Here is a 20557-nt window from a genome sequence, read left to right as displayed (position 1 = left end):
TCCGAAGTCCCTGTTCCGGGCCGGTGGGCGGCGTCGAGCATGGGAGTCGTGCCGGTGACCGGCGCACGAGACCGGAGAGGACACGAGGCCATGACCGCAGACAAGGACGACCGCACCCGCAAGGGCGACAGCACGGCCAAGGGCGCGGACGCGCCGACGGACGAGAGGGAGCTGCGCGAGCGGATCGACCAGCTGCAGGCCGAGATCATCGGGCTGCGGGTCGAGCTGGCGCACACCCGGATCGAGCAGTGGGCCGGGCGGCTGGACGACCTCGAGCTGCAGTACCACCTCGGGCGGATGGAGGCCGACGAGCGGCTCGCTGCGGCGCTCGCGGACGTGCGGCACCGGATCGCCCGCGCTCGGCAGCGGGCGGAGGCTCGCAGTGAGGCCGCGGGGGAGGCGGTCGAGGCCGTCACCGGCGGTCTGGAGCGTGCCTTCGCCGACCTGAGGCAGGCGATGGTGCAGGCGCGCGACGCCGTCACCCACTGAGGGTGGCAGCGGCAGCGTCGCGGGGTGCCGAGGTGGGGCGGCACCGGGCGCGGCACGGGGGCTGCGGCCGGCACGCCGGGTTCGTCGGGGGGCGACCGGCGTGTCGGCCGCGCGGTGCGCGACTTTCGAACACGTGTTCGGTAGGTTTCTCCACAGGTGGCGTCCCGCCAGACCGACCGTCCACAGGCCCGCACTCGGCCTCGCGACGGCTGTCGGTGCCGACACCTAGCGTCTGACCCGAACGCAGGAGAGTGCGAGGCCAACCACAGCCCAGGCTGCAGCAGGGTCGACGGCAGGCGCGCCCGACACGAGACGAAAGAAGGAAGCGTGGCGAAGATGGCCGCACCGACCAACCCCTCAGCAGTGGGCACGGACCAGAAGTCCAAGTCCCTCGACACCGTCATGGGTCAGATCGAGAAGAACTTCGGCAAGGGCGCGGTCATGCGCCTCGGCGACGACGTCCGTCCGCCGATCGAGGTCATCCCCACGGGCTCGATCTCCCTCGACATCGCCCTCGGCATCGGCGGCCTCCCGCGCGGTCGCGTCGTCGAGATCTACGGCCCGGAGTCCTCGGGCAAGACGACCGTCGCGCTCCACGCGGTGGCCAGCGCCCAGAAGGCCGGCGGCATCGCGGCGTTCATCGACGCCGAGCACGCCCTCGACCCCGAGTACGCCAAGAAGCTCGGCGTCGACACCGACGCGCTGCTCGTGTCCCAGCCCGACACGGGGGAGCAGGCGCTCGAGATCGCCGACATGCTGATCCGCTCCGGCGCGCTCGACATCATCGTCATCGACTCGGTCGCGGCGCTCGTGCCCCGCGCCGAGATCGAGGGCGAGATGGGGGACAGCCACGTCGGCCTCCAGGCCCGCCTCATGTCGCAGGCGCTGCGCAAGATCACCGGCGCGCTCAACACCACCGGCACGACCGCGATCTTCATCAACCAGCTCCGCGAGAAGATCGGCGTCATGTTCGGCTCGCCGGAGACGACGACCGGTGGCAAGGCGCTGAAGTTCTACGCCTCCGTGCGCCTCGACGTCCGCCGGATCGAGACGCTCAAGGACGGCAGCGACCCGGTCGGCAACCGCACCCGGGTCAAGGTGGTCAAGAACAAGGTGTCCCCGCCGTTCAAGCAGGCCGAGTTCGACATCCTGTACGGCCAGGGCATCTCGCGTGAGGGCGGCCTCATCGACATGGGTGTCGAGCACGGGTTCGTCCGCAAGTCCGGCGCCTGGTACACCTACGACGGCGACCAGCTGGGCCAGGGCAAGGAGAACGCCCGCACCTTCCTCAAGGACAACCCCGACCTCGCCAACGAGATCGAGAAGAAGATCAAGGAGAAGCTCGGCGTCGGCCCGCAGGTCGACAAGCCGGCCGACCTGGTGCCCGAGGTCCCGGTCGAGTTCTGAGCGAGCCAGACCGCTCCACCGGTCACCGACCATGACTGACAAGCGCGCTGCGGCCTGGGCTGCCCTCGAGGCAGCCCAGGCCGCGACGTCGTCCGACGGACCCGCCTGGTTCGGGGACGCTCCGGCCACTCCCACTCCCACTCCCACTCCCACGCCCACTCCCACTCCCACGCCCGCGCCTCCGGGGCCGGGTGCCGTCTCGACGCCGAGGCGGCGAGGTCGCCGACCGCAGGCGTGGCAGCCGATCCCGGGAGACCCGGAGTCCGACCCGACGACCCGCGACGGCGAGCCGGATGCCGAGGACGTCGCCCGGCAGATCGTGCTGCGGCAGCTGGCGATGGCCCCCCGCAGCCGCAAGCAGCTCGCCGACAAGCTCCGCCAGCGCGGCTGTGCCGACGAGGTCGCCGAGCGCGTCCTCGACCGGATGACCGAGGTCGGGCTCATCGACGACGAGGCCTATGCCGGGATGCTCGTGCGGTCCCAGCAGGCCGGCCGCGGGCTGGCCACGCGGGCCCTCGCCCGCGAGCTGCGCACCAAGGGCGTCGACGACGAGACGGCCCGGGCCGCCCTCGAGCAGGTGCGACCCGAGGACGAGCGCGAGCAGGCCGAGCGGCTCGTGGCCAAGAAGCTCAGGACCATGCACGGGCTCGAAGCCACGGTGCAGACCCGCCGGCTGGCGGGCATGCTCGCGCGCAAGGGCTACCCCGGTGACCTGTCGATGCAGGTCATCCGTGAGGCCGTCCGTGGCGCCCCGGAGCACCAGCGCGACTGACGTCCGTATCCTCGACGCGTGCCACCCCTGCCGTCGCCGCGCTCCGCCGGGCTCGCGGCCCAGCGGCTGCGCACGGTCGCCGGCGCCACCCGGACGCCGCGCCGCAACCGCCACCTGGCCAACCTGTTGGCCTTCATCGCCGGCATGCTCAACTCGGTGGGCTTCGTGGCGGTGTCCGTCTACACGTCGCACATGACGGGGCTCACGGCGTCGGTGGCCGACCACCTGGTCCTCGGGTCGATGCACCTGGTCGGCATCGGGCTCGAGGCGATCACGTGCTTCGTCCTCGGCGCCGCGACGTGCGCGGTCGTGTTCAACTGGGGACGCCGCCGGCACCACGAGGCCCGGTTCGCCACCGTGCTGGTCCTCGAGGCCCTGCTGGTCCTCGCCTTCGGAGGACTGGCCGACCAGCTGACCTGGCGGCACCGTGACCTGGTCTTCGTCGCTGTTCTCTGCTTCACCATGGGGCTGCAGAACGCGATCATCACCAAGATCTCGGCGGCGCAGATCCGCACCACCCACGTCACCGGCATGATCACCGACATCGGCATCGAGCTCGGCAAGGCGGCCTACCGCAGCCGGCTGGCCGGCCAGCCGCCCGTCGTGGCCGACCTCGGCAAGCTGAGCCTGCTGACCGGCCTGGTCGGGCTGTTCTTCGTCGGGGGCGTGGCCGGCGCCGCCGGTTACCTGGCCCTCGGGTTCCCGGTGCTACTCGCCCCCGCGCTGGTCCTGCTGGTGGTCGCGGCCCCGCCCCTGGTCGAGGACCTGCGGACCCGCTGACGGCGGTGCCGGGCGGACACACTGACGGCGGTGCCGGGCTCGGCCACCCGGCCGGCGCCGACCCGGCATACCCGGGCTCGGGAAGCACGTACCCTTGTCGGTGCGATGACGACCACAGCCTCCGACCCCACCACCGCCGGCGCGAAGACCTACGACGTGCGCACCCACGGGTGCCAGATGAACGTCCACGACTCCGAGCGGCTCGCCGGGCTGCTCGAGACCGCCGGCTACGTCGACGTCAACAGCCTCCCCGCGGGGGAGCGGCCCGAGGCCGCCGACGTCGTCGTCTTCAACACCTGCGCGGTTCGGGAGAACGCCGACAACAAGCTCTACGGAAACCTCGGCCAGCTGCGTCCCGCCAAGACGAAGAACCCCGACATGCAGATCGCGGTCGGCGGCTGCATGGCCCAGAAGGACCGGTCGACCATCGTCCAACGCGCCCCGTGGGTCGACGTCGTCTTCGGCACCCACAACATCGGCAGCCTCCCGGCCCTGCTCGACCGGGCGCGGCACAACAAGCGCGCCGAGGTCGAGATCCTCGAGAGCCTCGAGGTCTTCCCCTCGACCCTGCCGACCCGGCGTGACTCCGCGTACGCCGGCTGGGTGTCGATCTCGGTGGGCTGCAACAACACCTGCACGTTCTGCATCGTCCCGAGCCTGCGCGGCAAGGAGGCCGACCGCCGCCCCGGCGACGTGCTCGCCGAGGTGCAGGCGCTCGTCGACCAGGGCGCCGTCGAGGTCACCCTGCTCGGCCAGAACGTCAACACCTACGGCGTCGAGTTCGGCGACCGGCTCGCGTTCGGCAAGCTGCTGCGCGCCTGCGGCGAGATCGACGGGCTCGAGCGGGTGCGCTTCACCAGCCCGCACCCGGCGGCCTTCACCGACGACGTCATCGCCGCGATGGCCGAGACGCCCAACGTGATGCCCAGCCTGCACATGCCGCTCCAGTCCGGCTCGGACAAGGTGCTCAAGGACATGCGCCGCTCCTACCGCAGCGCGAAGTTCCTCGGCATCCTCGACAAGGTCCGCGCCCAGATCCCCGACGCCGCCATCACCACCGACATCATCGTCGGCTTCCCGGGCGAGACCGACGCCGACTTCGAGGAGACGCTGCGGGTCGTGCGCGAGAGCCGGTTCTCCAGCGCCTTCACCTTCCAGTACTCGATCCGGCCCGGCACCCCCGCGGCGACCATGCCCGACCAGCTGCCCAAGGCGGTCGTGCAGGAGCGCTACGACCGGCTGATCGCGGTGCAGGAGGAGATCTCCTGGGCCGAGAACCGCCAGATCGAGGGCCGCGAGGTCGAAGTGCTCGTCGCCACCGGCGAGGGCCGCAAGGACACCGAGACCCGGCGCCTCTCCGGCCGCGCCCGCGACAACCGGCTCGTCCACTTCGCCGTCCCCGAGGGCGCCGAGAAGCCGCGCCCCGGCGACATGGTCACCGTCGGCGTCACCTACGGCGCGCCGCACCACCTCGTCGCCGACGCCGCCCTCTCCGGCGGCGTGTATGCCGTGCGCCGCACCCCCGGCGGGGACGCGTGGGCGGCCCTGCAGGACCAGCCCACCGGAGGCGGCAAGCCCGCCGTCACCCTCGGGATGCCGGGTGTCGGGCGCCCGGCCCCGGTCGCCGCGCCCACCTGTCGCTGACCGCTCCCCGACACCCGTCGCCCACGGTCGCCCCGCGGCCCGTGGCCGACGCCGAGACCACCGATCTGGAAGACTTCCCGCCATGACCGTGCGCCCCATCGTCATCACGGGCGAGCCCGTCCTGCACCGTCGGGCCGAACCCGTGCAGCAGTTCGACGACGAGCTCGCCGAGCTCGTCGCCGACATGTTCGAGACCATGGACGCCGCCAACGGCGTGGGCCTCGCCGCACCGCAGATCGGTGTCGGCCTGCGCGTGTTCACCTGGCAGATGGACAACGACGACGACGTCCCGGCCCGTGGGGTGGTCGTCAACCCGTACGTCACGGCAGCCAAGCCGGCCGTCGACGACCCGGACCCGCACGACGAGGTCGAGGGCTGCCTGTCGGTGCCCGGCGAGAGCTTCCCGCTCAAGCGGGGCCTCACCGCGAGCGTGTCGGGCTGCGACGCCGAGGGCAACGAGATCGCCTTCGAGGCGACCGGCTGGTTCGCCCGGTGCATGCAGCACGAGTACGACCACCTCAACGGCTTCCTCTACCTCGACCGGCTCAACGACCGCTGGTCCAAGAAGGCCCGCAAGGCAGTCAAGCGCCAAGGCTGGGGCGTGCCCGGCCACACCTGGATGCCCGGCGTCGACGAGGACCCGTTCGGCCACGACGCCCCGGACGAGCACGATCTCTGACGCGGTGGGCCACAGCCGGCCGCTCGTGGTGGCGGTCGTCGGGCCGACCGCGACCGGCAAGTCCGACCTCGGCCTGCACCTCGCCGAGGAGCTCGGCGGCGAGGTCGTCAACGCCGACGCCAGCCAGCTCTACCGCGGGATGGACATCGGCACGGCCAAGCTCCCGGTGGGTGAGCGCCGCGGCATACCGCACCACCAGCTCGACGTCCTGGAGGTGACGCAGGAGGCCAGCGTCGCGGCCTACCAGGAGGGCTCCCGCGCTGACATCGCTGCGGTCCAGGCGCGCGGAGCCCACCCGGTGATCGTGGGCGGCTCGGGGCTGTACGTCCGGGCCGCCCTCGACGTGCTCGACATCCCGCCCACCGACCCGGCCGTGCGGGCCCGGCTCGAGGCGGAGGCGGACGAGGGCGGCGCTGCCGCGATGTTCGAGCGGCTGCGCGACGTGGATCCCGTTGCGGCCCAGGGCATCGAGCCGCGCAACGTGCGCCGCGTCGTGCGCGCGCTCGAGGTCGTCGAGCTCACCGGGCGCCCGTTCTCCGCCACGATGCCGCGCCGCGAGCACCTGCAGCCGACGGTGACGATCGGGCTGCGACTCGACCGTGGCGTGCTGGACGAGCGGATCGCCCTGCGGGTCCAGCACATGTGGGAGGCCGGGCTGCTCGACGAGGTGCGCCTCCTCGAGCAGCGGGGGCTGCGCGAGGGCCGGACCGCCTCGCGCGCCCTGGGGTACGCCCAGGCCCTCGCCGAGCTCGACGGCACGATGACCCGCGAGCAGGCGCAGGAGCAGACGACGGCGATGACCCGACGGTTCGCCCGGCGGCAGGAGTCGTGGTTCGGGCCGGACCCGCGCATCACCTGGCTGGACCCCACCGACCCCGGGCTCCTCCCGCGGGCCGTGGCGCTGGTGCGGGCCGCCATCCGCGACAATGGGTCGCATGGCTGACCAGACCGCCTTCACCAAGGGGCACGGCACCGAGAACGACTTCGTCCTCGTCCCCGACCTCGAGGGCGTCCACGACCTCACCGCCCAGCAGGCCGCCCGGCTCGCCGACCGGCACGCCGGCATCGGCGGCGACGGGGTGATCCGGGTCGTGCCCAGCGCCGCCGCCGCCGAGCCGGGGGTGCTGGCGCAGGCCGCGCACGCCCGCTGGTTCATGGACTACCGCAACGCCGACGGCAGCATCGCCGAGATGTGCGGCAACGGCACGAGGGTCTTCGCCACCTACCTGCGGCGTGAGGGACTCGAGACGGCCGACGAGTTCGCCATCGCCACCCGGGCCGGCACCAAGGTCGTGCGGTTCGAGGGGGAGGGGCCCGACGCCATCATCGCGGTCAACCTGGGCCCGTGGCGGCTCGCGCAGCCCGCCATCGCCGAGGACGAGGGCTTCGACGCCCTGGTGCACCTGCCCGGGCACGAGCCCATGTCGGCGCTCAGCCTCGACCTCGGCAACCCGCACACCGTCGTCGCGCTCCCCGAGGCCGTCGACCTCGACGCCCTCGACCTCCACCTCGCGCCCATGGTCAACCCGGCGCCCGAGCACGGGACCAACGTCGAGCTGGTCCGTCCCCTCGCGGCCGGTCACATCAGGATGCGGGTGCACGAGCGCGGGGTGGGGGAGACGCGCTCCTGCGGCACCGGTGCCGCCGCGGCCGCCCTGGCCACCCGCTTCTGGGCAGGCGGTCAGGGCGACACCTGGACGGTGGACGTCCCCGGCGGTCGGCTGCGGGTGCGGGCGCTGCCCGGCGACGAGGTCGAGCTCGCCGGGCCGGCGGTCCTCGTCGCGGACGGCGTCACCTCGCTGGCCTGAGCCTGCCGATCGCGGCGTGCGTCACGCCTGCGGTACGAGCCTCTCCCTCGCGGCCTCCATGAGGGGCGTGAACAGGTTGACGAGGTTGCCGTCCGGGTCGCGCAACAGCAGCGACCGGTTGCCCCACGGCATGGTCGTCGGCTCCTGGACCGCCTGCCCGACGCCGGCACGCAGCCGGGCCCACTCGGCGTCCACGTCCTCGGCGAGCCACTCGATGATGACCGAGCGGTTGGCGCCCGGCTCGGCGAGGTTCGCGCCGAACAGGGCCAGCGTCTCGGTGCCGGCGATGGCGAGCGTCGCGCCGTCGGTGACGATCTCGGCGAAGGCAGGTGCGGCCCAGCGGGCGGTACGGTCGGTGACGAGCTCGTAGAAGGCCACGAGCCGCGGCACGTCGTCGGTGACGACGCGCACGGACGCGAAGCTGGTGGTGCTGCGACCGGTGGCGGAGGTGTGATCTTTCGTGGTGGTGGTCATGGACGTGACGCTAGGAGGCCTTCCGGCCAGGTCCTGACCGGTATGCCGTACGGCCGCCGGGCGAGCCGAGCGCCCCACGGGCGGTGCGCCACGGGCCCGACGGGCTCAGCCGGCCCGTCGGACCTCGAGCACCCGGAAGCCCTTGTCCGACGCGTACCGGGACACCGCATACGACTCGGCGGGGAGCTGCTCGCAGAGCCAGCGCTGCAGCGAGTCCGAGCCGAGGTTCTTCTGCACGACGAGGTAGGCCACCCCTCCCGGCGCCAACCGCGGCAGCCAGGTGAGCATCAGGTCGTGCAGGACGGCCTTGCCCACCCGGATCGGCGGGTTGGACCAGATGAGGTCGAACGACACGTCGGCAGGCACGTCCTCGGCCCGGCCGGCGTGCAGCTGGGGCAGCCCGAGCGACCTCGCGTTGGTGCGCAGCAGGTCCAGCGCGCGCTCGTTGACGTCGACGGCATACACCTGCGCCTCGGGGGCGAGCAGCGCCAGCGTCAGGGCCACCGGGCCCCAGCCGCACCCGAGGTCGAGGAAGGTGCCGGTGGGCGGGGGTGCGGGCGCCTCGCGGAGCAGCACCGCCGTGCCCTTGTCGAGGCCGTCGGGGCTGAAGACGCCGCCCGCGGTGCGCACCGTGACGTCGCGCCCGCCCAGCCGCACGGTGAGGGTTCGCTGCTGCTCGGGGCTCGCCGGGGAGGCCGTGAAGTAGTGGTCGCCGGTGCTCATCACGGCACACGGTAGCGGCGCCCGCGCCCACACCGCGCCACGCCGGCGCCCACGCCGCGGGCGCCCACGCCGCGGGCGCGCGTGGCAGGCGTCTCGGAGTAAACGGTTCGCAGCAGGTGTTGCAGGGTGAGAACCTAGAGGGGACATGACGAAGCAGAACATCTTTGACCAGAGGGCCACGGCGCTGGCCGACGAGGAGCAGATCCTCGACAGCGACCTGGCCACCTTCGACGGCGACCAGTACGACCGCGAGGAGCGAGCGGCCCTGCGCCGGGTCGCCGGGCTGTCCACCGAGCTCGAGGACATCACCGAGGTCGAGTACCGCCAGCTGCGGCTCGAGCGCGTGGTCCTCGCCGCGGTGTGGACCGAGGGCACCCAGGAGGACGCCGACAACTCGATGCGCGAGCTCGCCGCGCTGGCCGAGACGGCCGGCTCGGAGGTGCTCGCCGGCGTCGTGCAGCGGCGCAGCCACCCCGACAACAGCACCTACCTGGGCAAGGGCAAGGCGCACGAGCTGCGCGACATCGTCATCGCCGAGGGCGCCGACACGGTCATCTGCGACACCGAGCTGACCCCGTCGCAACGGCGCGCGCTCGAGGACGTCGTCAAGGTCAAGGTGATCGACCGCACCGCGCTGATCCTCGACATCTTCGCCCAGCACGCGAAGTCCCGGGAGGGCAAGGCCCAGGTCGAGCTGGCGCAGATGCAGTACCTGCTGCCGCGCCTGCGCGGCTGGGGTGAGTCGATGTCGCGGCAGGCTGGTGGCCAGGCTGCCGGGGGCCAGGGCATGGGCTCGCGTGGTCCCGGTGAGACCAAGATCGAGCTCGACCGCCGCCGGATCAACCAGCGGATGGCCAAGCTGCGGCGCGAGATCAAGGAGATGAAGACCAGCCGCGACACCCGTCGCCTGTCCCGTCGCGCCCACGAGGTCCCCAGCGTCGCCATCGCCGGGTACACCAACGCCGGCAAGTCCTCGCTCCTCAACCGGCTGACCGACGCCGGCGTGCTCGTGCAGAACCAGCTGTTCGCCACCCTCGACCCGACCGTCCGGCGCGCCGAGACCGAGGACGGCCGCGTCTACACACTCGCCGACACGGTCGGCTTCGTTCGCCAGCTGCCGACCCAGCTCGTCGAGGCGTTCCGCTCGACGCTGGAGGAGGTCGGCGAGGCCGACCTGCTGCTGCACGTCGTCGACGGCTCGCACCCCGACCCCGAGGGCCAGATCAGCGCGGTCCGCGCCGTCCTCGCCGACGTCGACGCCGCGGACGTCAAGGAGGTCGTCGTCGTCAACAAGGCCGACGCCGCCGACCCCGAGGTCCTCGACCGGCTGCGCCGCCACGAGAAGCACTGCGTCGTCGTGTCGGCCCGCACCGGCCAGGGCCTGGCCGAGCTGCGCGCCCTCATCGCCGACGAGCTGCCCCGCCCGACGATCGACGTCGACGTGCTGCTGCCCTACGACCGGGGCGACCTGGTCAGCCGGCTGCACCAGGAGGCCGACGTCATCGCCAGCGAGCACACCTCCGACGGCACGCGGGTCAAGGCCCGGGTGCACGCGGGCCTCGCGAGCGAGCTCGCGGCCTACGCCGCCTGACCCCCTCCTCGTGGAGATCCGGCTGGGCGGGCTGGACACGTCGCAGGTCCGCGCGCTGCTCGAGGAGCACGTCGCGGACATGCGGCGGTACTCGCCACCCGAGAGCGTGCACACCCTCGACGTCGAGCGGCTGCTCACGCCGGACCTGACGTTCTGGAGCGTGTGGGAGGGTGGCGAGGCGGTCGGCTGCGGCGCCCTGCGCGAGCTCGAGCCGACGCACGGCGAGCTCAAGTCGATGCGGACCGCGACGGCACACCGGCGCCGTGGCGTCGGCGCCGCGGTGCTGGCACACCTGGTCACCGAGGCGCGACGCCGCGGCTACGAGCGGGTCAGCCTCGAGACCGGCTCGCCGGCGCCCTTCGAGCCGGCGCGGCTGATGTACGCCCGGCACGGATTCGTCGAGTGCGGACCGTTCGGCCCGTATGCCGCCGACGAGTTCAGCGTGTTCATGACCCTCGACCTCGGGGCGTCCGGCGCGACAGAGGCCGGGGCGACGCAGGCCCGCGCGACGGAGACCGGGGCGACGCACGCCGGCGCGAGGCAGGCCGGCGGGGTCCGCGCGGGGTAGCGTCGCGGCCATGGGCGACGTGGTGGGGCTGACCGGCGTGACGGGCAACATCGGCGGTCGGGTCCTGTCCCGGTATGCCGCCCGCGGACTCCCCGCGGTGCTCCTCGCCCGATCGCCGGACCGCGTGCGCGACGCCGCAGGGTACGAGGTGCGCCGCTGCGACTACGCAGACCCCGAGGGCGCGGTGGCTGCCCTGCGGGGAGTCGACGTCCTGCTCATGGTCTCCGGGGCCGAGACGCCCGACCGGGTCGCCCAGCACACCTCCTTCGTCGACGCGGCCGTGGCGGCAGGGGTCCGGCACGTCGTCTACACCTCGTTCCTCGGGGCCGCTGACGACGCGACGTTCACCCTGGCCCGGGACCACTGGGCCACGGAGGAGCACCTGCGCGCCAGCGGGCTCTCGTGGACCTTCCTGCGCGACAGCCTGTATGCCGACTTCCTGCCGATGATGACCGTCGGCGGGGCCATCCGTGGTCCGGCGGGCGACGGGCGGGTCGGCGCGGTGGCGCAGGACGACGTCGCGGACGCGGCGGTGGCGGTGCTGGCCGACCCGGCGACGCACGCCGGTGCCACGTACGACCTCACGGGCCCCGAGGCGCTCACCCTCGACGAGGTGGCGCGGGTGGTCTCGGAGGTCACCGGCTCGGCCGTCCGCTACGAGCCCGAGACGATCGAGCAGGCGTACGCCTCGCGAGCCTCCTACGGTGCGCCCGACTGGCAGGTCGACGCCTGGGTGTCGACCTACACCGCGATCGCAGCCGGCGAGCTCGCGACGGTCAGCGACGCCGTCCCGCGGCTGACCGGTCACCCCGCGACGAGCCTGCGCCAGCTGCTGCAACGCGCCGGGCAGTGACCGCTGGCGGGGGCGGTGGCTCCCCTCAGCCGCGGGTGCGGATCCGTGCCCTGGCCCGGTCGATGCCCGGTGACGTGGGCAGCTGGTCGACCAGGGGCTGCATCGCGGCGAGGTCCCCCAGGATCCGGTCGCGGTGGTGGTCGCGCGCCACCTCGAGCATCGTCTCGTAGGTCTCCAGGACGCGGACGGCCTGCTGGTGCTGGTGCGACTCGTGGGCCACGACCATCGCCGAGTAGACCGCCCCGAGCACGGCGTCGAGGTCGTCGTCGCGGTACACGACGGGATGCGGGTCCGGGCCCGTGCGGTCGTCCTCGCGCAGCCAGCGGGCGGCGAGGTCGCGCAGCGCGTGCAGGGTCTGCGCCGCGACGGCGGGGTTCTGCTTGGACGTCGACCCGCTGGTCCACCCGATGTTGCCGAGGTCGCGGATGGCGGTCGTGGCGTCGAGGTCGATGTCGGGTGCGTGGCTGACCGGCACGGCCCGGGCGACCTCGCCGCACAGGTGCTCCGGGGAGGTGCTTCGATCGTTGTCGCAGTGGCGGATGGTGGCGACGAGGTCGCCGGCGACGACGGCAGCCCCCACCGTCACGCGCAGCTCGACCTCGGTCTGCGGGTCGTCCCCGATCGCGGCGACGATCCGGTCGAGGTCGACCGACTCGACGAAACCGTAGGTGGGGCAGCGCACCTGCGCCGCGACCGGTGCCCCGGACCGGGACGCGCGCCGGGTGGCCGCGACCAGCCTCGCCTCCCGGGAGTGGGCTGCGATGGCGCGGTCGTGCAGCTGCCGCACCACGTTGTCCGGTCGCATCTGGTCGATCGTGGAGTACACGAGGAAGAGCAGGCAGGCCAGGGCGACAACGGTGAGGACGGTGGCGATGAAGGCGCCGATGACCGGGGGCGTCTGGGACTGGACCGCGGCCAGGACGACGTACGCGTAGAGGGCCAGCCCCACGAAGAGGCCCAGGTAGAACTGGTTGGTGCGCCGCCGGACGAACTGGTCGAACACCACGGGCGAGAGGGTCGAGGCCGTCTGCTGGACCGCGAGGAGCAGCACCGAGAACGTGATGGAGGTCACCGTCACGAGGCCGGTGGCGACGGCGCTCAGCGTGCCGCTGGCACTCTGCTTGCCGATCAGGTGGCCCAGTGCGGTGCGCACGGTCGTGGCCACCGGGCCGTTCGCCTGGTCACCGACGATCGACACGGCTGCCAGCACCAGCATCACCAGGACGACGATGACGGGCACCGCGACGAACTCGCGCAGGGCGCGCGGGAGCCGCACTCCCAGGGGGATCCGCGCACTGGCAGGCGGGTCGCTCGGCACCGCCGTCAACACACCGCCCCGGTGCTGCTGGCGCACCCCGTCACCGTCCTGCAGACCCACTCCGTCACCGTCCTGCGGACCCACTCCGTCTCCTTCCTGCCGGCACGGACCCGTTCGAGGGTCCGCGCGCCACGCCCATGCCTCCCACCCGCAACCGGCGGTTGCGGGTAGGAGGTCCGTCTGTGCTCGCTTACCCCGGCGTTGCGCTGGGTAAGCAACGACCTGTGGTCGCCTTCCTGTGGGTCGTCGTGGGTGTCGTGCTCGTCGGGGCGGCACTCGCGGACGTCTTCTACACGGTCCTGTTCCCCGGCAGCGGGCGCGGGCCGGTGCGCCGACCCCTCGGCCGTGCCCTCGGTGCGGTCTTCCGGCGGACCCGCAGGCTGCCCCCTCGCTGGAAGGGACGGGCCCTGGCCTACTGCGGACCGACGCATGTCGCGGCCACCCTGCTGGCCTGGCTCGTGCTGCTGCTCGCCGGCTGGGCCGCCATCTACCGGCCTGCGCTCGGACACGGCGTCGTGGCGGCCACCGGGCCGACCCGGGAGACCTGGGGCACGGCGTTCTACTACAGCGGGTACACCCTCACCACGCTCGGACTCGGGGACGTCGTCGCGGTGACGCCGGCCTACCGCGCCCTCACGGTGGCCGAGGCCGCGACGGGGTTCATCAGCTTCACCCTGGTCATCTCGTACTTCGTGTCGGTCTACACGACGCTGACCGCGCGCAACGCCTTCGCGCTCGCCCTCCACCAGCGCAGCGGCGGCACCGGACGCGGGGTGGACGTCGTCCGCGCGCTGTGGCACGAGGGGCCCACGGCTGCCGCCCTGCACCTGGCGGAGGTCGCCTCCGAGCTGCGCCGGCTCGTGCAGACCGACACGTCCTACCCCGTCCTGCGGGCGTTCCACTACCAGCGGGACCACAAGGCGCTGCCCCAGATGCTGCAGACCTGCTGGGAGACCGTGACGCTGCTGCGCACGACGGTGGCCGCCACGGCCTCCCGCCCGGAGCTCCACGGCAGCAGCGTGACGGAGATAGCAGCCTCCGCCGAGGAGGTGTGCGCCCGCATCCTCCCCACCCCACTGGCCGCCGACGCCTCGCCGCCGGCCCAGCGCGACACCTGGGCACGCGAGCACGCGCGCTCGGCAGCGCAGCTGATCACCGCTGGTGTGCCCGTCCGGGAGGCCGGTCCCGACGCGTACGTCGCAGCCCGGGCCGGCTGGAACCCCGCGCTCGACGCCCTCGCCGACGAGCTGCTCTACGACTGGCCGGGGGAGCCGGGGGACTCGACCCCGGGGTGAGCCGCGGACGGCAGGCGGTAGACGGACACGTGCGAGCGGGACTCGGCGGTGAACTCGGACCGGTCCCAGTCGGCATACCTGGCCTCGAGCTCGAAACCCGCCAGCCGGCCCATGAGGTCGAGCTCGGCCGGCCAGATGTAGCGGTGCGCGCTGATCCCGTGGCTGGCGTCCCGACCGCGGCCGAAGCGGAGGTGGTGCGAGACGACCTGCTGGCCGACGGTGTCGTACGTGTCGAGCCCGACGTAGCCGGGCTCCGCGGCGAACACGGCGGCGGCCGACCCGGGCGGCAGCTGGCGCAGCTGCGGCACCCAGAGCTCGACGACGAACCGCCCCCCTGGCGACAGGTGCTGCGCGGCGTTGCGGAAGCACTCGACCTGGGCGTCCTGGGTGAGCAGGTTCGAGATGGTGTTGAAGACGAGGTAGACGAGCCCGAACTCGCCGTCGACCCGCGTCGTCGCCATGTCGCCGACGGTCACCGGCAGCTCCTCCGGGCCCACCTTCTCGCGCAGGCGGGCGACCATGGGCTCGGACAGCTCGATGCCGGTGACCGCCACGCCCCTCTCGTGCAGGGGTATGCCGACCCGCCCGGTGCCGATGGCGAGCTCGAGGGCGGGGGAGCCCCCGGCGAGCTCGGCGAGGAAGTCCACGGTCGGACCCAGCACCTCGGGGGCGAACATGCCCTCGCCGGGGGTGTCGTACTGCGCCGCCGCGGTTTCGTCCCAGCTCTCGTCCTGCTCCATGGGCCTGCACGCTGCCAGCGGGCGGCGTCCGGCGCCACGGCATTTCTGTTGCCACCCTTGCCACGGTTAGCGGTAAGTCGTAACTTACGGTAAGTGACCACTTACAGAACTGGTGAGGGCTCGGGGGCCGTGGCGGCCCCGGCTGCCGATCCGTGGGGCGCCCTGGGTGACCCCTCGCGCCGGCGGATCCTGCGGCTGCTGGCAAGCCGGCCGGCCTCGGTCGCCGAGCTGGCCGAGGGGCTGCCGATCAGCCGACCGGCCGTGTCGCAGCACCTCAAGATCCTCAAGGACTGCGGCCTGGTCGTCGTGCAGCCGCAGGGGACCCGGCGCATCTACCGGGTGGACCCGGCCGGCCTGGCCGCCCTGCGAGCCGAGCTCGACTCCTTCTGGGGGAGCGCCCTCGCCAACTTCGCCCAGGTCGCGGCACAGCACGGCAGCACCAGCGGGTCCGGCAGCACCAGTGAGCCCAAAGGCATCAGTGAGCCCAAACGCATCAGTGAGCCCAGCAGCAAGGAGACAGACCGATGACCAGCACCACCGCCACGACCGTCCGGCTCGACGTCACCGTCGACGTGCCGGTCCAGACCGCCTTCCGACTGTTCACCGAGCAGTTCGACCAGGTGAAGCCGCGCGAGTACAACCTGCTCGCGTCCCCGATCGAGGAGACCGTGCTCGAGCCGCGGGTCGGCGGGCACATCTACGACCGGGCTGCCGACGGGACGACGTGCCGCTGGGCCCGGATCCTCGCCTTCGACCCACCCGAGCGGCTGGTCTTCACCTGGGACATCAGCCCGCGCTGGCAGCTCGAGACCGACCCGGAGCGGGCGAGCGAGGTGGAGGTCCGGTTCCTGGCCGACGGTGCGGACCGCACGCGCGTCGAGCTCGAGCACCGCCACCTCGACCGGCACGGCGAGGGCTGGGAGGGGTATGCCGCCGGCATGGCCTCACCGAGCGCGTGGCCGCTGTTCCTGTCTCGGTTCGAGGCGCTGACCACGGAGCCGCCCGCCTGAGCCGCTCGGTTCAGAGGCGGCGCAGGGAGGTGGTGAGCACGACCGGCTCGCCGGCCTCGTCGGAGGCGTCGAGGTCCACCGTCGCCTCGATGACCCAGTCGTGGTCGTCCTCGGGGTCGGCCAGCGTCTGACGGACCAGCCACAGCCGGTGGTGGACCGGCTCGTCCTCGTCCCCGGGTGCGCCCGGCGGAGGTCCGGTGGTGACCTCGACCGCCAGCAGCGCCGGGCCGCGGGCCGCGGTGTCGGTGCCGACGGTGTCGTGCTCGTCCCAGTAGGCCCCGAGCGCGGCGTCCCACGCGGCCTCGTCCATCAGCGGCTGGCGCGGCGGCTCGGGCAGCGCGGCATTCGTCCGCTCCAGCGCAGCGAGCTCGACGAACCGGTCGCGGCTGGCGAGCTCGACCCGGCGGAACATCGCGTTGCGCACCATCACCCGGAACGCGCGCTCGTTGCCGGTGATGGGCCGGCTCGGTCGGGTGCCGAGGTGCGCGTGCAGCCCCTCGAGGTCGGCCAGCCGTTCCTGGGCGTCGGGGTCGGTCAGGGCCTCCCACTCGTCGAGCAGCGAGGAGTCGGTCTGGCGGATGGTCTCGCCGAGCCACTCCAGCAGCTCCTCGAACTGCTCGTCCCGCTGCGCGGCGGGGACGAGCTGGCGCAGCGTGCGGTACGCGTCGGTGAGGTAGCGCAGCACCGTCCCCTCCGACCGGGACAGCTGGTAGGCCGACACGAACTCGGTGAAGGTCATCGCGCGCTCGTACATCTCGCGCACGACCGACTTCGGCGACAGGGCGGACTCGCCGACCCACGGGTGGCTGCGCCGGAAGATCTCGAACGTCGCCTCGAGCAGGTCCTCCAGCGGCTTGGGCCAGGTGACGTCCTCGAGCAGCGTCATCCGCTCCTCGTACTCGATGCCGTCCGCCTTCATCTCGGCGACTGCCTCGCCCCGCGCCTTGAACTGCTGGGCGAGCAGGACCTGCCACGGGTCGTCGAGGATCGCCTCGACGACGGAGACCACGTCGAGGGCGTGGGTGGGGGAGTCGGGGTCGAGCACCTCGAACGACGCCAGCGCCAGCGGTGACAGCGGCTGGTTCAGGGCGAAGTCCTGCGAGACGCCGGGGTCGAGGACGACGCCCCGGCCGTCGGGCCCCGGTGGGGACACCCGCTGCAGCACGCCGGTCTCCAGGAGTGAGCGCCCCAGCGTGATCGCGCGACGGGCCAGCCGGGCCTGGTTGCGGGCCGTCTCGTGGTTGTCGCGCAGCAGCCGCGACAGGGCGCGCACCGGGTCGCCCGGGCGCTGGACGACGTTGAGCACCATCGCGTGGTCGACCCGCATGCGGGAGACCAGCGGCTCCGGCTCGGCGTGGACGAGCTTGTCGTAGGTCTGGTCGGTCCACGACACCGTGCCCTCGGGTGGCTTCTTGCGCTGGACCTTGCGCTGCTTCTTCGGGTCGTCGCCGGCCTTGGCGAGCGCCTTGGCGTTCTCGATGACGTGCTCGGGCGCCTGGACGACGACCGACCCGCTCGTGTCGAACCCGGCCCGGCCCGCCCGTCCCGCGATCTGGTGGAACTCGCGTGCCCGGAGCACTCGCTGCCGAGAGCCGTCGTACTTCACCAGCGCGGTGAACAGGACCGTCCGGATCGGCACGTTGATGCCGACGCCGAGGGTGTCGGTGCCGCAGATGACCTGGAGCAGGCCGTCCTGCGCGAGCTGCTCGACCAGCCTGCGGTACCGCGGCAGCATCCCCGCGTGGTGCACCCCGATCCCATTGCGCACCAGCTGCGACAGTGTCCGGCCGAAGCCCGCGGTGAACCGGAAGCCACCGATCCGGGCCGCGATCGCCTCCTTGTCGACCGACCGGGTCGCCTTCTGTGCCAGCAGCGCCTTCGCGTGGTCGAGGGCCGCGGCCTGGGTGAAGTGGACGACGTAGACGGGGGCCAGCCGGGTGGTGAGCAGCTCCTCGACGGTCTCGTCGAGGGGCGTCATCGCCCAGGAGAAGGACAGCGGCACGGGTCGCTGCGTGCCGGTGACGAGGGCGGTCTCGCGGCCGTTGCGGCGGGTGAGGTCCTCGGCGATCGGGGTGACGTCGCCGAGCGTGGCTGACATGAGGACGAACTGCGCCTGTGGGAGTTCCAGCAGCGGCACCTGCCAGGCCCAGCCGCGGTCGGGCTCGGCGTAGTAGTGGAACTCGTCCATGACGACGAGCCCCACGTCGGCGTCCCGGCCCTCGCGCAGCGCGATGTTGGCGAGGATCTCGGCGGTGCAGCAGATGATCGGCGCGTCCGGGTTCACCGACGCGTCGCCGGTCAGCATCCCGACCTCCGAGGCGCCGAACAGCTCGCACAGGTCGAAGAACTTCTCCGACACCAGGGCCTTGATCGGCGCCGTGTAGAAGCTGACCCGGTCGCTCGCCAGCGCCGCCAGGTGCGCGCCCGTCGCGACCAGCGACTTGCCCGAGCCGGTCGGGGTGGACAGCACGACGTTCTCCCCGTCGAGGAGGGCGACCAGCGCCTCGTCCTGGTGGGGGTACAGCGGCAGCCCGCGCTGCTCCGACCAGCCGGCGAACGCGGCATACACCTCGTCGGGGGAGGCGCCCACGGGCACGAGGTCGGCGAGCGGCGCGGTGGAGGTCATCGCGAGCATCCTCGCAGGTCGGGCGGCACGCCCGGTCGGCACCGTCCTGCGGGCCGGGCGGCTGTCCGCGATACTCGGGCCGTGCCGACCACCATCGAGCGCAGCAGGGGGAAGTCGGTGCTCGCCCTGCTGGCCTGCGCCCTCTTCGTCCTCGCCTCCCTGGCCATCCTCGCCCAGGGGACCGCGACCTCCTTCGTCGTCGGTGTCGTCGGTCTCGTCACGTTCGCCGGCTTCGGGCTGGGCTGGGTGTGGCTCACCCTGCGACGGGGCCCCGGGCTGGTGGTGGACGAGGACGGCTTCGACGACGTGAGCTCGCTGGTGTCCGTGGGGCGGGTGCGCTGGGCCGACGTCGAGGACGTCGTCACGTGGGGCACGTTCGGCTCCACCAATGTCGTCGTCCTCGTCCGCAACCCCGACGAGTACCTCGCCCGGCTGCACGGCCCCGGCCGGTGGGCTGCACGCATCAACGGGCGCATGGTCGGCTCCCCGGTGACCCTGGCGTCGACCGGCCTGAGGACCAGCGCGGCCGACCTCGAGCAGCTCCTGCGCGACGGCCTGCAGCGGTACCGCACGGACCACCCCCGCATCGCCGGCACCGACAGCGGCGTCGGCGGACACGGGTAGCGTCCCGCGCGTGCCCGCCCCGTCCTTCGAGACCACCACCCGCCGCCTGGTCCTGCGCCGCCCGACCGAGGCCGACCGCGACTTCCACTCCCGCGTCCACAGCGACCCGCGCCTCTACACGCACGCCCCGCACGTGCTGGGCACGCCGGAGACCAACGCCGCCTTCTTCGCGCGGATCCTGGCGCACTGGCAGGAGCACGGCTTCGGCTACTGGGTGGCCGAGGACCGCGAGTCCGGTATGCCGGTCGGCTGGGTCGGCGTGCAGCGCGGCGACGACCGCCTCAACCTCTACTACCGGTTCGTGCTCGAGGCGCAGGGGCGCGGCCTGGCCCGCGAGGCGGGCCGGGCCGCCGTGGCCATGGCGACCGAGTGGGGCCCCGCCCTGCCCGTACAGGCGCTGGTCAAGGGGCACAACACGGCCTCCGTCCGCACCGCCCTGTCCAGCGGGCTGGTGCGCACGGGGCGGGAGATCGTCCTGGCCGACGACCGGCCGGACGAGGCGTTGTCGCTCGTCTTCGAGGCGCCAAGGGTGGAGCGGGTCGACCTGCTCGACGCGGGCACCCGCGAGGAGCTGCTCGACCTGTGGCAGCGCGTCAACGACGCGGGCGGGGCGGTGGGGTTCCTGCCGGGGGCGCCGCGCGAGGACGTCGCCGCCACCCTGGCGCAGCACGAGACGCAGATGGCTGCCGGCAACGCCGTGGCCGGAGCCCTGCGGGAGCCGGAGGGCGCGCTCGTGGGCTGGGCCTGGTGGGTGCGCTCGGACAATCCCCTGCTGCACCACGGCCGGTGGCTCTACCGGGTGATGGTCGACCCGGACCGGCAGGGTCGTGGTCATGGCCTCGTGCTCATGGCCGGGATGCACCGGCTCGCGCGCCAGGACGGGGTCGAGCTGTTGGCCCTGTCCGTCCGCAGCGGCTCCGGGGCGAGCCGGTTCTACCGGCAGGTGGGCTACGCCGAGGTGGGCCGCATCCCGGGCGCGATCCGGGTCGCACCGGGAGACGACCGGGACGACGTGACCATGGCCCGGCGGGTCGACGGCACGCCGCTGGTGGCGCACGGCGGGGAGTGACGGGGACGCGCAGAGGACTGCGCGCGCGCCGGTGAGGAAGGGGTGTCGCGGGGCCTGCCGACACCGTGTGCACACCCGGCCGGCCTG

The 20557-nt window shown here is 73.0% G+C and carries 21 protein-coding genes; 16 read left to right on the top strand and 5 right to left on the bottom strand.

The features are described from left to right. Window positions 1–90 precede the first annotated feature (90 nt). The 8 genes from ACYVDO_RS15760 (at window position 91) to dapF (ending at window position 7579) form a co-directional block, all read left to right on the top strand. Complete coding sequence (locus ACYVDO_RS15760) at window positions 91–489, top strand: hypothetical protein (RefSeq protein WP_460937600.1); 399 nt, start codon at window positions 91–93, stop codon at window positions 487–489. A gap of 336 nt (window positions 490–825) precedes the next feature. Next, window positions 826–1896, top strand: a complete 1071-nt coding sequence (gene recA, locus ACYVDO_RS15755; protein WP_460937639.1) for a recombinase RecA — start codon at window positions 826–828, stop codon at window positions 1894–1896. Between the two features lie 31 nt (window positions 1897–1927). Next, window positions 1928–2668: a regulatory protein RecX gene (locus ACYVDO_RS15750; protein ID WP_460937598.1), complete on the top strand. Its 741-nt coding sequence runs from the start codon at window positions 1928–1930 to the stop codon at window positions 2666–2668. 18 nt (window positions 2669–2686) lie between these two features. Then, window positions 2687–3448, top strand: coding sequence for a YoaK family protein (locus ACYVDO_RS15745; RefSeq protein WP_460937596.1), 762 nt, complete (start codon window positions 2687–2689; stop codon window positions 3446–3448). A gap of 105 nt (window positions 3449–3553) precedes the next feature. Further along, a complete protein-coding gene (gene miaB, locus ACYVDO_RS15740) occupies window positions 3554–5092 on the top strand; it encodes a tRNA (N6-isopentenyl adenosine(37)-C2)-methylthiotransferase MiaB (protein WP_460937594.1) in 1539 nt (512 codons plus the stop codon). Between the two features lie 82 nt (window positions 5093–5174). Beyond that, window positions 5175–5771 carry a peptide deformylase gene (gene def / locus ACYVDO_RS15735; RefSeq protein WP_460937592.1) on the top strand — a complete coding sequence of 199 codons (597 nt, stop codon included), beginning with the start codon at window positions 5175–5177 and terminating at the stop codon, window positions 5769–5771. A 4-nt stretch (window positions 5772–5775) separates the two neighbouring features. After that, window positions 5776–6714 carry a tRNA (adenosine(37)-N6)-dimethylallyltransferase MiaA gene (gene miaA / locus ACYVDO_RS15730; RefSeq protein WP_460937590.1) on the top strand — a complete coding sequence of 313 codons (939 nt, stop codon included), beginning with the start codon at window positions 5776–5778 and terminating at the stop codon, window positions 6712–6714. Further along, on the top strand, window positions 6707–7579 hold the full coding sequence (gene dapF, locus ACYVDO_RS15725) for a diaminopimelate epimerase (protein WP_460937588.1): 873 nt from the start codon (window positions 6707–6709) through the stop codon (window positions 7577–7579). The genes miaA and dapF overlap by 8 nt, the downstream gene beginning before the upstream one ends. Window positions 7580–7600: 21 nt before the next feature. Here the strand turns inward: dapF and ACYVDO_RS15720 are convergent, their stop codons facing one another. Together ACYVDO_RS15720 and ACYVDO_RS15715 are read right to left on the bottom strand one after the other, a co-directional pair. Continuing rightward, window positions 7601–8053 (bottom strand): VOC family protein, encoded by a 453-nt coding sequence (locus tag ACYVDO_RS15720; RefSeq protein ID WP_460937586.1) that lies wholly within the window; start codon window positions 8051–8053, stop codon window positions 7601–7603. Between the two features lie 105 nt (window positions 8054–8158). Then, a complete protein-coding gene (locus tag ACYVDO_RS15715) occupies window positions 8159–8776 on the bottom strand; it encodes a class I SAM-dependent methyltransferase (RefSeq protein WP_460937584.1) in 618 nt (205 codons plus the stop codon). Between the two features lie 145 nt (window positions 8777–8921). Between ACYVDO_RS15715 and hflX the strand changes: the two genes are divergently transcribed. Genes hflX through ACYVDO_RS15700 form a run of 3 tightly spaced genes read left to right on the top strand, consistent with a single transcriptional unit; the run spans window position 8922 to window position 11788 of the window. Further along, complete coding sequence (gene hflX, locus ACYVDO_RS15710; RefSeq protein WP_460937582.1) at window positions 8922–10367, top strand: GTPase HflX; 1446 nt, start codon at window positions 8922–8924, stop codon at window positions 10365–10367. Between the two features lie 10 nt (window positions 10368–10377). Further along, window positions 10378–10935, top strand: coding sequence for a GNAT family N-acetyltransferase (locus ACYVDO_RS15705; RefSeq protein WP_460937580.1), 558 nt, complete (start codon window positions 10378–10380; stop codon window positions 10933–10935). Between the two features lie 10 nt (window positions 10936–10945). Further along, window positions 10946–11788 carry an SDR family oxidoreductase gene (locus ACYVDO_RS15700; protein WP_460937578.1) on the top strand — a complete coding sequence of 281 codons (843 nt, stop codon included), beginning with the start codon at window positions 10946–10948 and terminating at the stop codon, window positions 11786–11788. Window positions 11789–11813: 25 nt separating this feature from the next. Here ACYVDO_RS15700 and ACYVDO_RS15695 read toward each other — a convergent pair whose 3' ends face one another. Then, entirely contained in the window at window positions 11814–13190 is a 1377-nt protein-coding gene (locus ACYVDO_RS15695) for a DUF2254 family protein (protein ID WP_460937576.1), read from the bottom strand. Window positions 13191–13330: 140 nt separating this feature from the next. Here ACYVDO_RS15695 and ACYVDO_RS15690 point away from each other — a divergent pair, with 140 nt between their 5' ends. Further along, entirely contained in the window at window positions 13331–14401 is a 1071-nt protein-coding gene (locus ACYVDO_RS15690; protein ID WP_460937574.1) for a potassium channel family protein, read from the top strand. Here the strand turns inward: ACYVDO_RS15690 and ACYVDO_RS15685 are convergent. Next, window positions 14359–15141 carry a class I SAM-dependent DNA methyltransferase gene (locus ACYVDO_RS15685; RefSeq protein WP_460937572.1) on the bottom strand — a complete coding sequence of 261 codons (783 nt, stop codon included), beginning with the start codon at window positions 15139–15141 and terminating at the stop codon, window positions 14359–14361. The two genes, ACYVDO_RS15690 and ACYVDO_RS15685, sit on opposite strands and share 43 nt — an antisense overlap. Before the next feature lie 93 nt (window positions 15142–15234). On the opposite strand from ACYVDO_RS15685, the gene ACYVDO_RS15680 reads away from it, so the two are divergent. Together ACYVDO_RS15680 and ACYVDO_RS15675 are read left to right on the top strand one after the other, a co-directional pair. Continuing rightward, window positions 15235–15669 carry an ArsR/SmtB family transcription factor gene (locus ACYVDO_RS15680; RefSeq protein ID WP_460937570.1) on the top strand — a complete coding sequence of 145 codons (435 nt, stop codon included), beginning with the start codon at window positions 15235–15237 and terminating at the stop codon, window positions 15667–15669. Further along, window positions 15666–16151, top strand: a complete 486-nt coding sequence (locus tag ACYVDO_RS15675; RefSeq protein WP_460937568.1) for an SRPBCC family protein — start codon at window positions 15666–15668, stop codon at window positions 16149–16151. Before ACYVDO_RS15680 ends, ACYVDO_RS15675 begins: the two co-directional genes overlap by 4 nt. 10 nt (window positions 16152–16161) lie before the next feature. Here ACYVDO_RS15675 and ACYVDO_RS15670 read toward each other — a convergent pair whose 3' ends face one another. Further along, window positions 16162–18777 (bottom strand): DEAD/DEAH box helicase, encoded by a 2616-nt coding sequence (locus ACYVDO_RS15670; RefSeq protein ID WP_460937566.1) that lies wholly within the window; start codon window positions 18775–18777, stop codon window positions 16162–16164. An 81-nt stretch (window positions 18778–18858) separates the two neighbouring features. On the opposite strand from ACYVDO_RS15670, the gene ACYVDO_RS15665 reads away from it, so the two are divergent. Continuing rightward, a complete protein-coding gene (locus ACYVDO_RS15665; protein WP_460937564.1) occupies window positions 18859–19401 on the top strand; it encodes an STM3941 family protein in 543 nt (180 codons plus the stop codon). Between the two features lie 10 nt (window positions 19402–19411). Next, the gene (locus ACYVDO_RS15660; protein ID WP_460937562.1) at window positions 19412–20470 is read left to right on the top strand and encodes a GNAT family N-acetyltransferase; all 1059 of its coding nucleotides are present in this window, start codon (window positions 19412–19414) and stop codon (window positions 20468–20470) included. Window positions 20471–20557: the final 87 nt, after the last annotated feature.

The sequence above is a fragment of the Phycicoccus ginsengisoli genome (assembly GCF_054779295.1).
The sequence above is the reverse complement of the archived record's forward strand: the minus strand, read 5'-3'. Positions and strand labels throughout refer to the sequence as shown.

Bases quoted from the DNA above. Each gene is read 5' to 3' on its own strand.
- ACYVDO_RS15760 (WP_460937600.1), top strand. From the start codon at position 91: ATGACCGCAGACAAGGACGACCGCACCCGCAAGGGCGACAGCACGGCC.
- recA (WP_460937639.1), top strand. From the start codon at position 826: ATGGCCGCACCGACCAACCCCTCAGCAGTGGGCACGGACCAGAAGTCC.
- ACYVDO_RS15750 (WP_460937598.1), top strand. From the start codon at position 1,928: ATGACTGACAAGCGCGCTGCGGCCTGGGCTGCCCTCGAGGCAGCCCAG.
- miaB (WP_460937594.1), top strand. From the start codon at position 3,554: ATGACGACCACAGCCTCCGACCCCACCACCGCCGGCGCGAAGACCTAC.
- def (WP_460937592.1), top strand. From the start codon at position 5,175: ATGACCGTGCGCCCCATCGTCATCACGGGCGAGCCCGTCCTGCACCGT.
- dapF (WP_460937588.1), top strand. From the start codon at position 6,707: ATGGCTGACCAGACCGCCTTCACCAAGGGGCACGGCACCGAGAACGAC.
- ACYVDO_RS15720 (WP_460937586.1), bottom strand. From the start codon at position 8,053: ATGACCACCACCACGAAAGATCACACCTCCGCCACCGGTCGCAGCACC.
- ACYVDO_RS15715 (WP_460937584.1), bottom strand. From the start codon at position 8,776: ATGAGCACCGGCGACCACTACTTCACGGCCTCCCCGGCGAGCCCCGAG.
- hflX (WP_460937582.1), top strand. From the start codon at position 8,922: ATGACGAAGCAGAACATCTTTGACCAGAGGGCCACGGCGCTGGCCGAC.
- ACYVDO_RS15700 (WP_460937578.1), top strand. From the start codon at position 10,946: ATGGGCGACGTGGTGGGGCTGACCGGCGTGACGGGCAACATCGGCGGT.
- ACYVDO_RS15685 (WP_460937572.1), bottom strand. From the start codon at position 15,141: ATGGAGCAGGACGAGAGCTGGGACGAAACCGCGGCGGCGCAGTACGAC.
- ACYVDO_RS15675 (WP_460937568.1), top strand. From the start codon at position 15,666: ATGACCAGCACCACCGCCACGACCGTCCGGCTCGACGTCACCGTCGAC.
- ACYVDO_RS15670 (WP_460937566.1), bottom strand. From the start codon at position 18,777: ATGACCTCCACCGCGCCGCTCGCCGACCTCGTGCCCGTGGGCGCCTCC.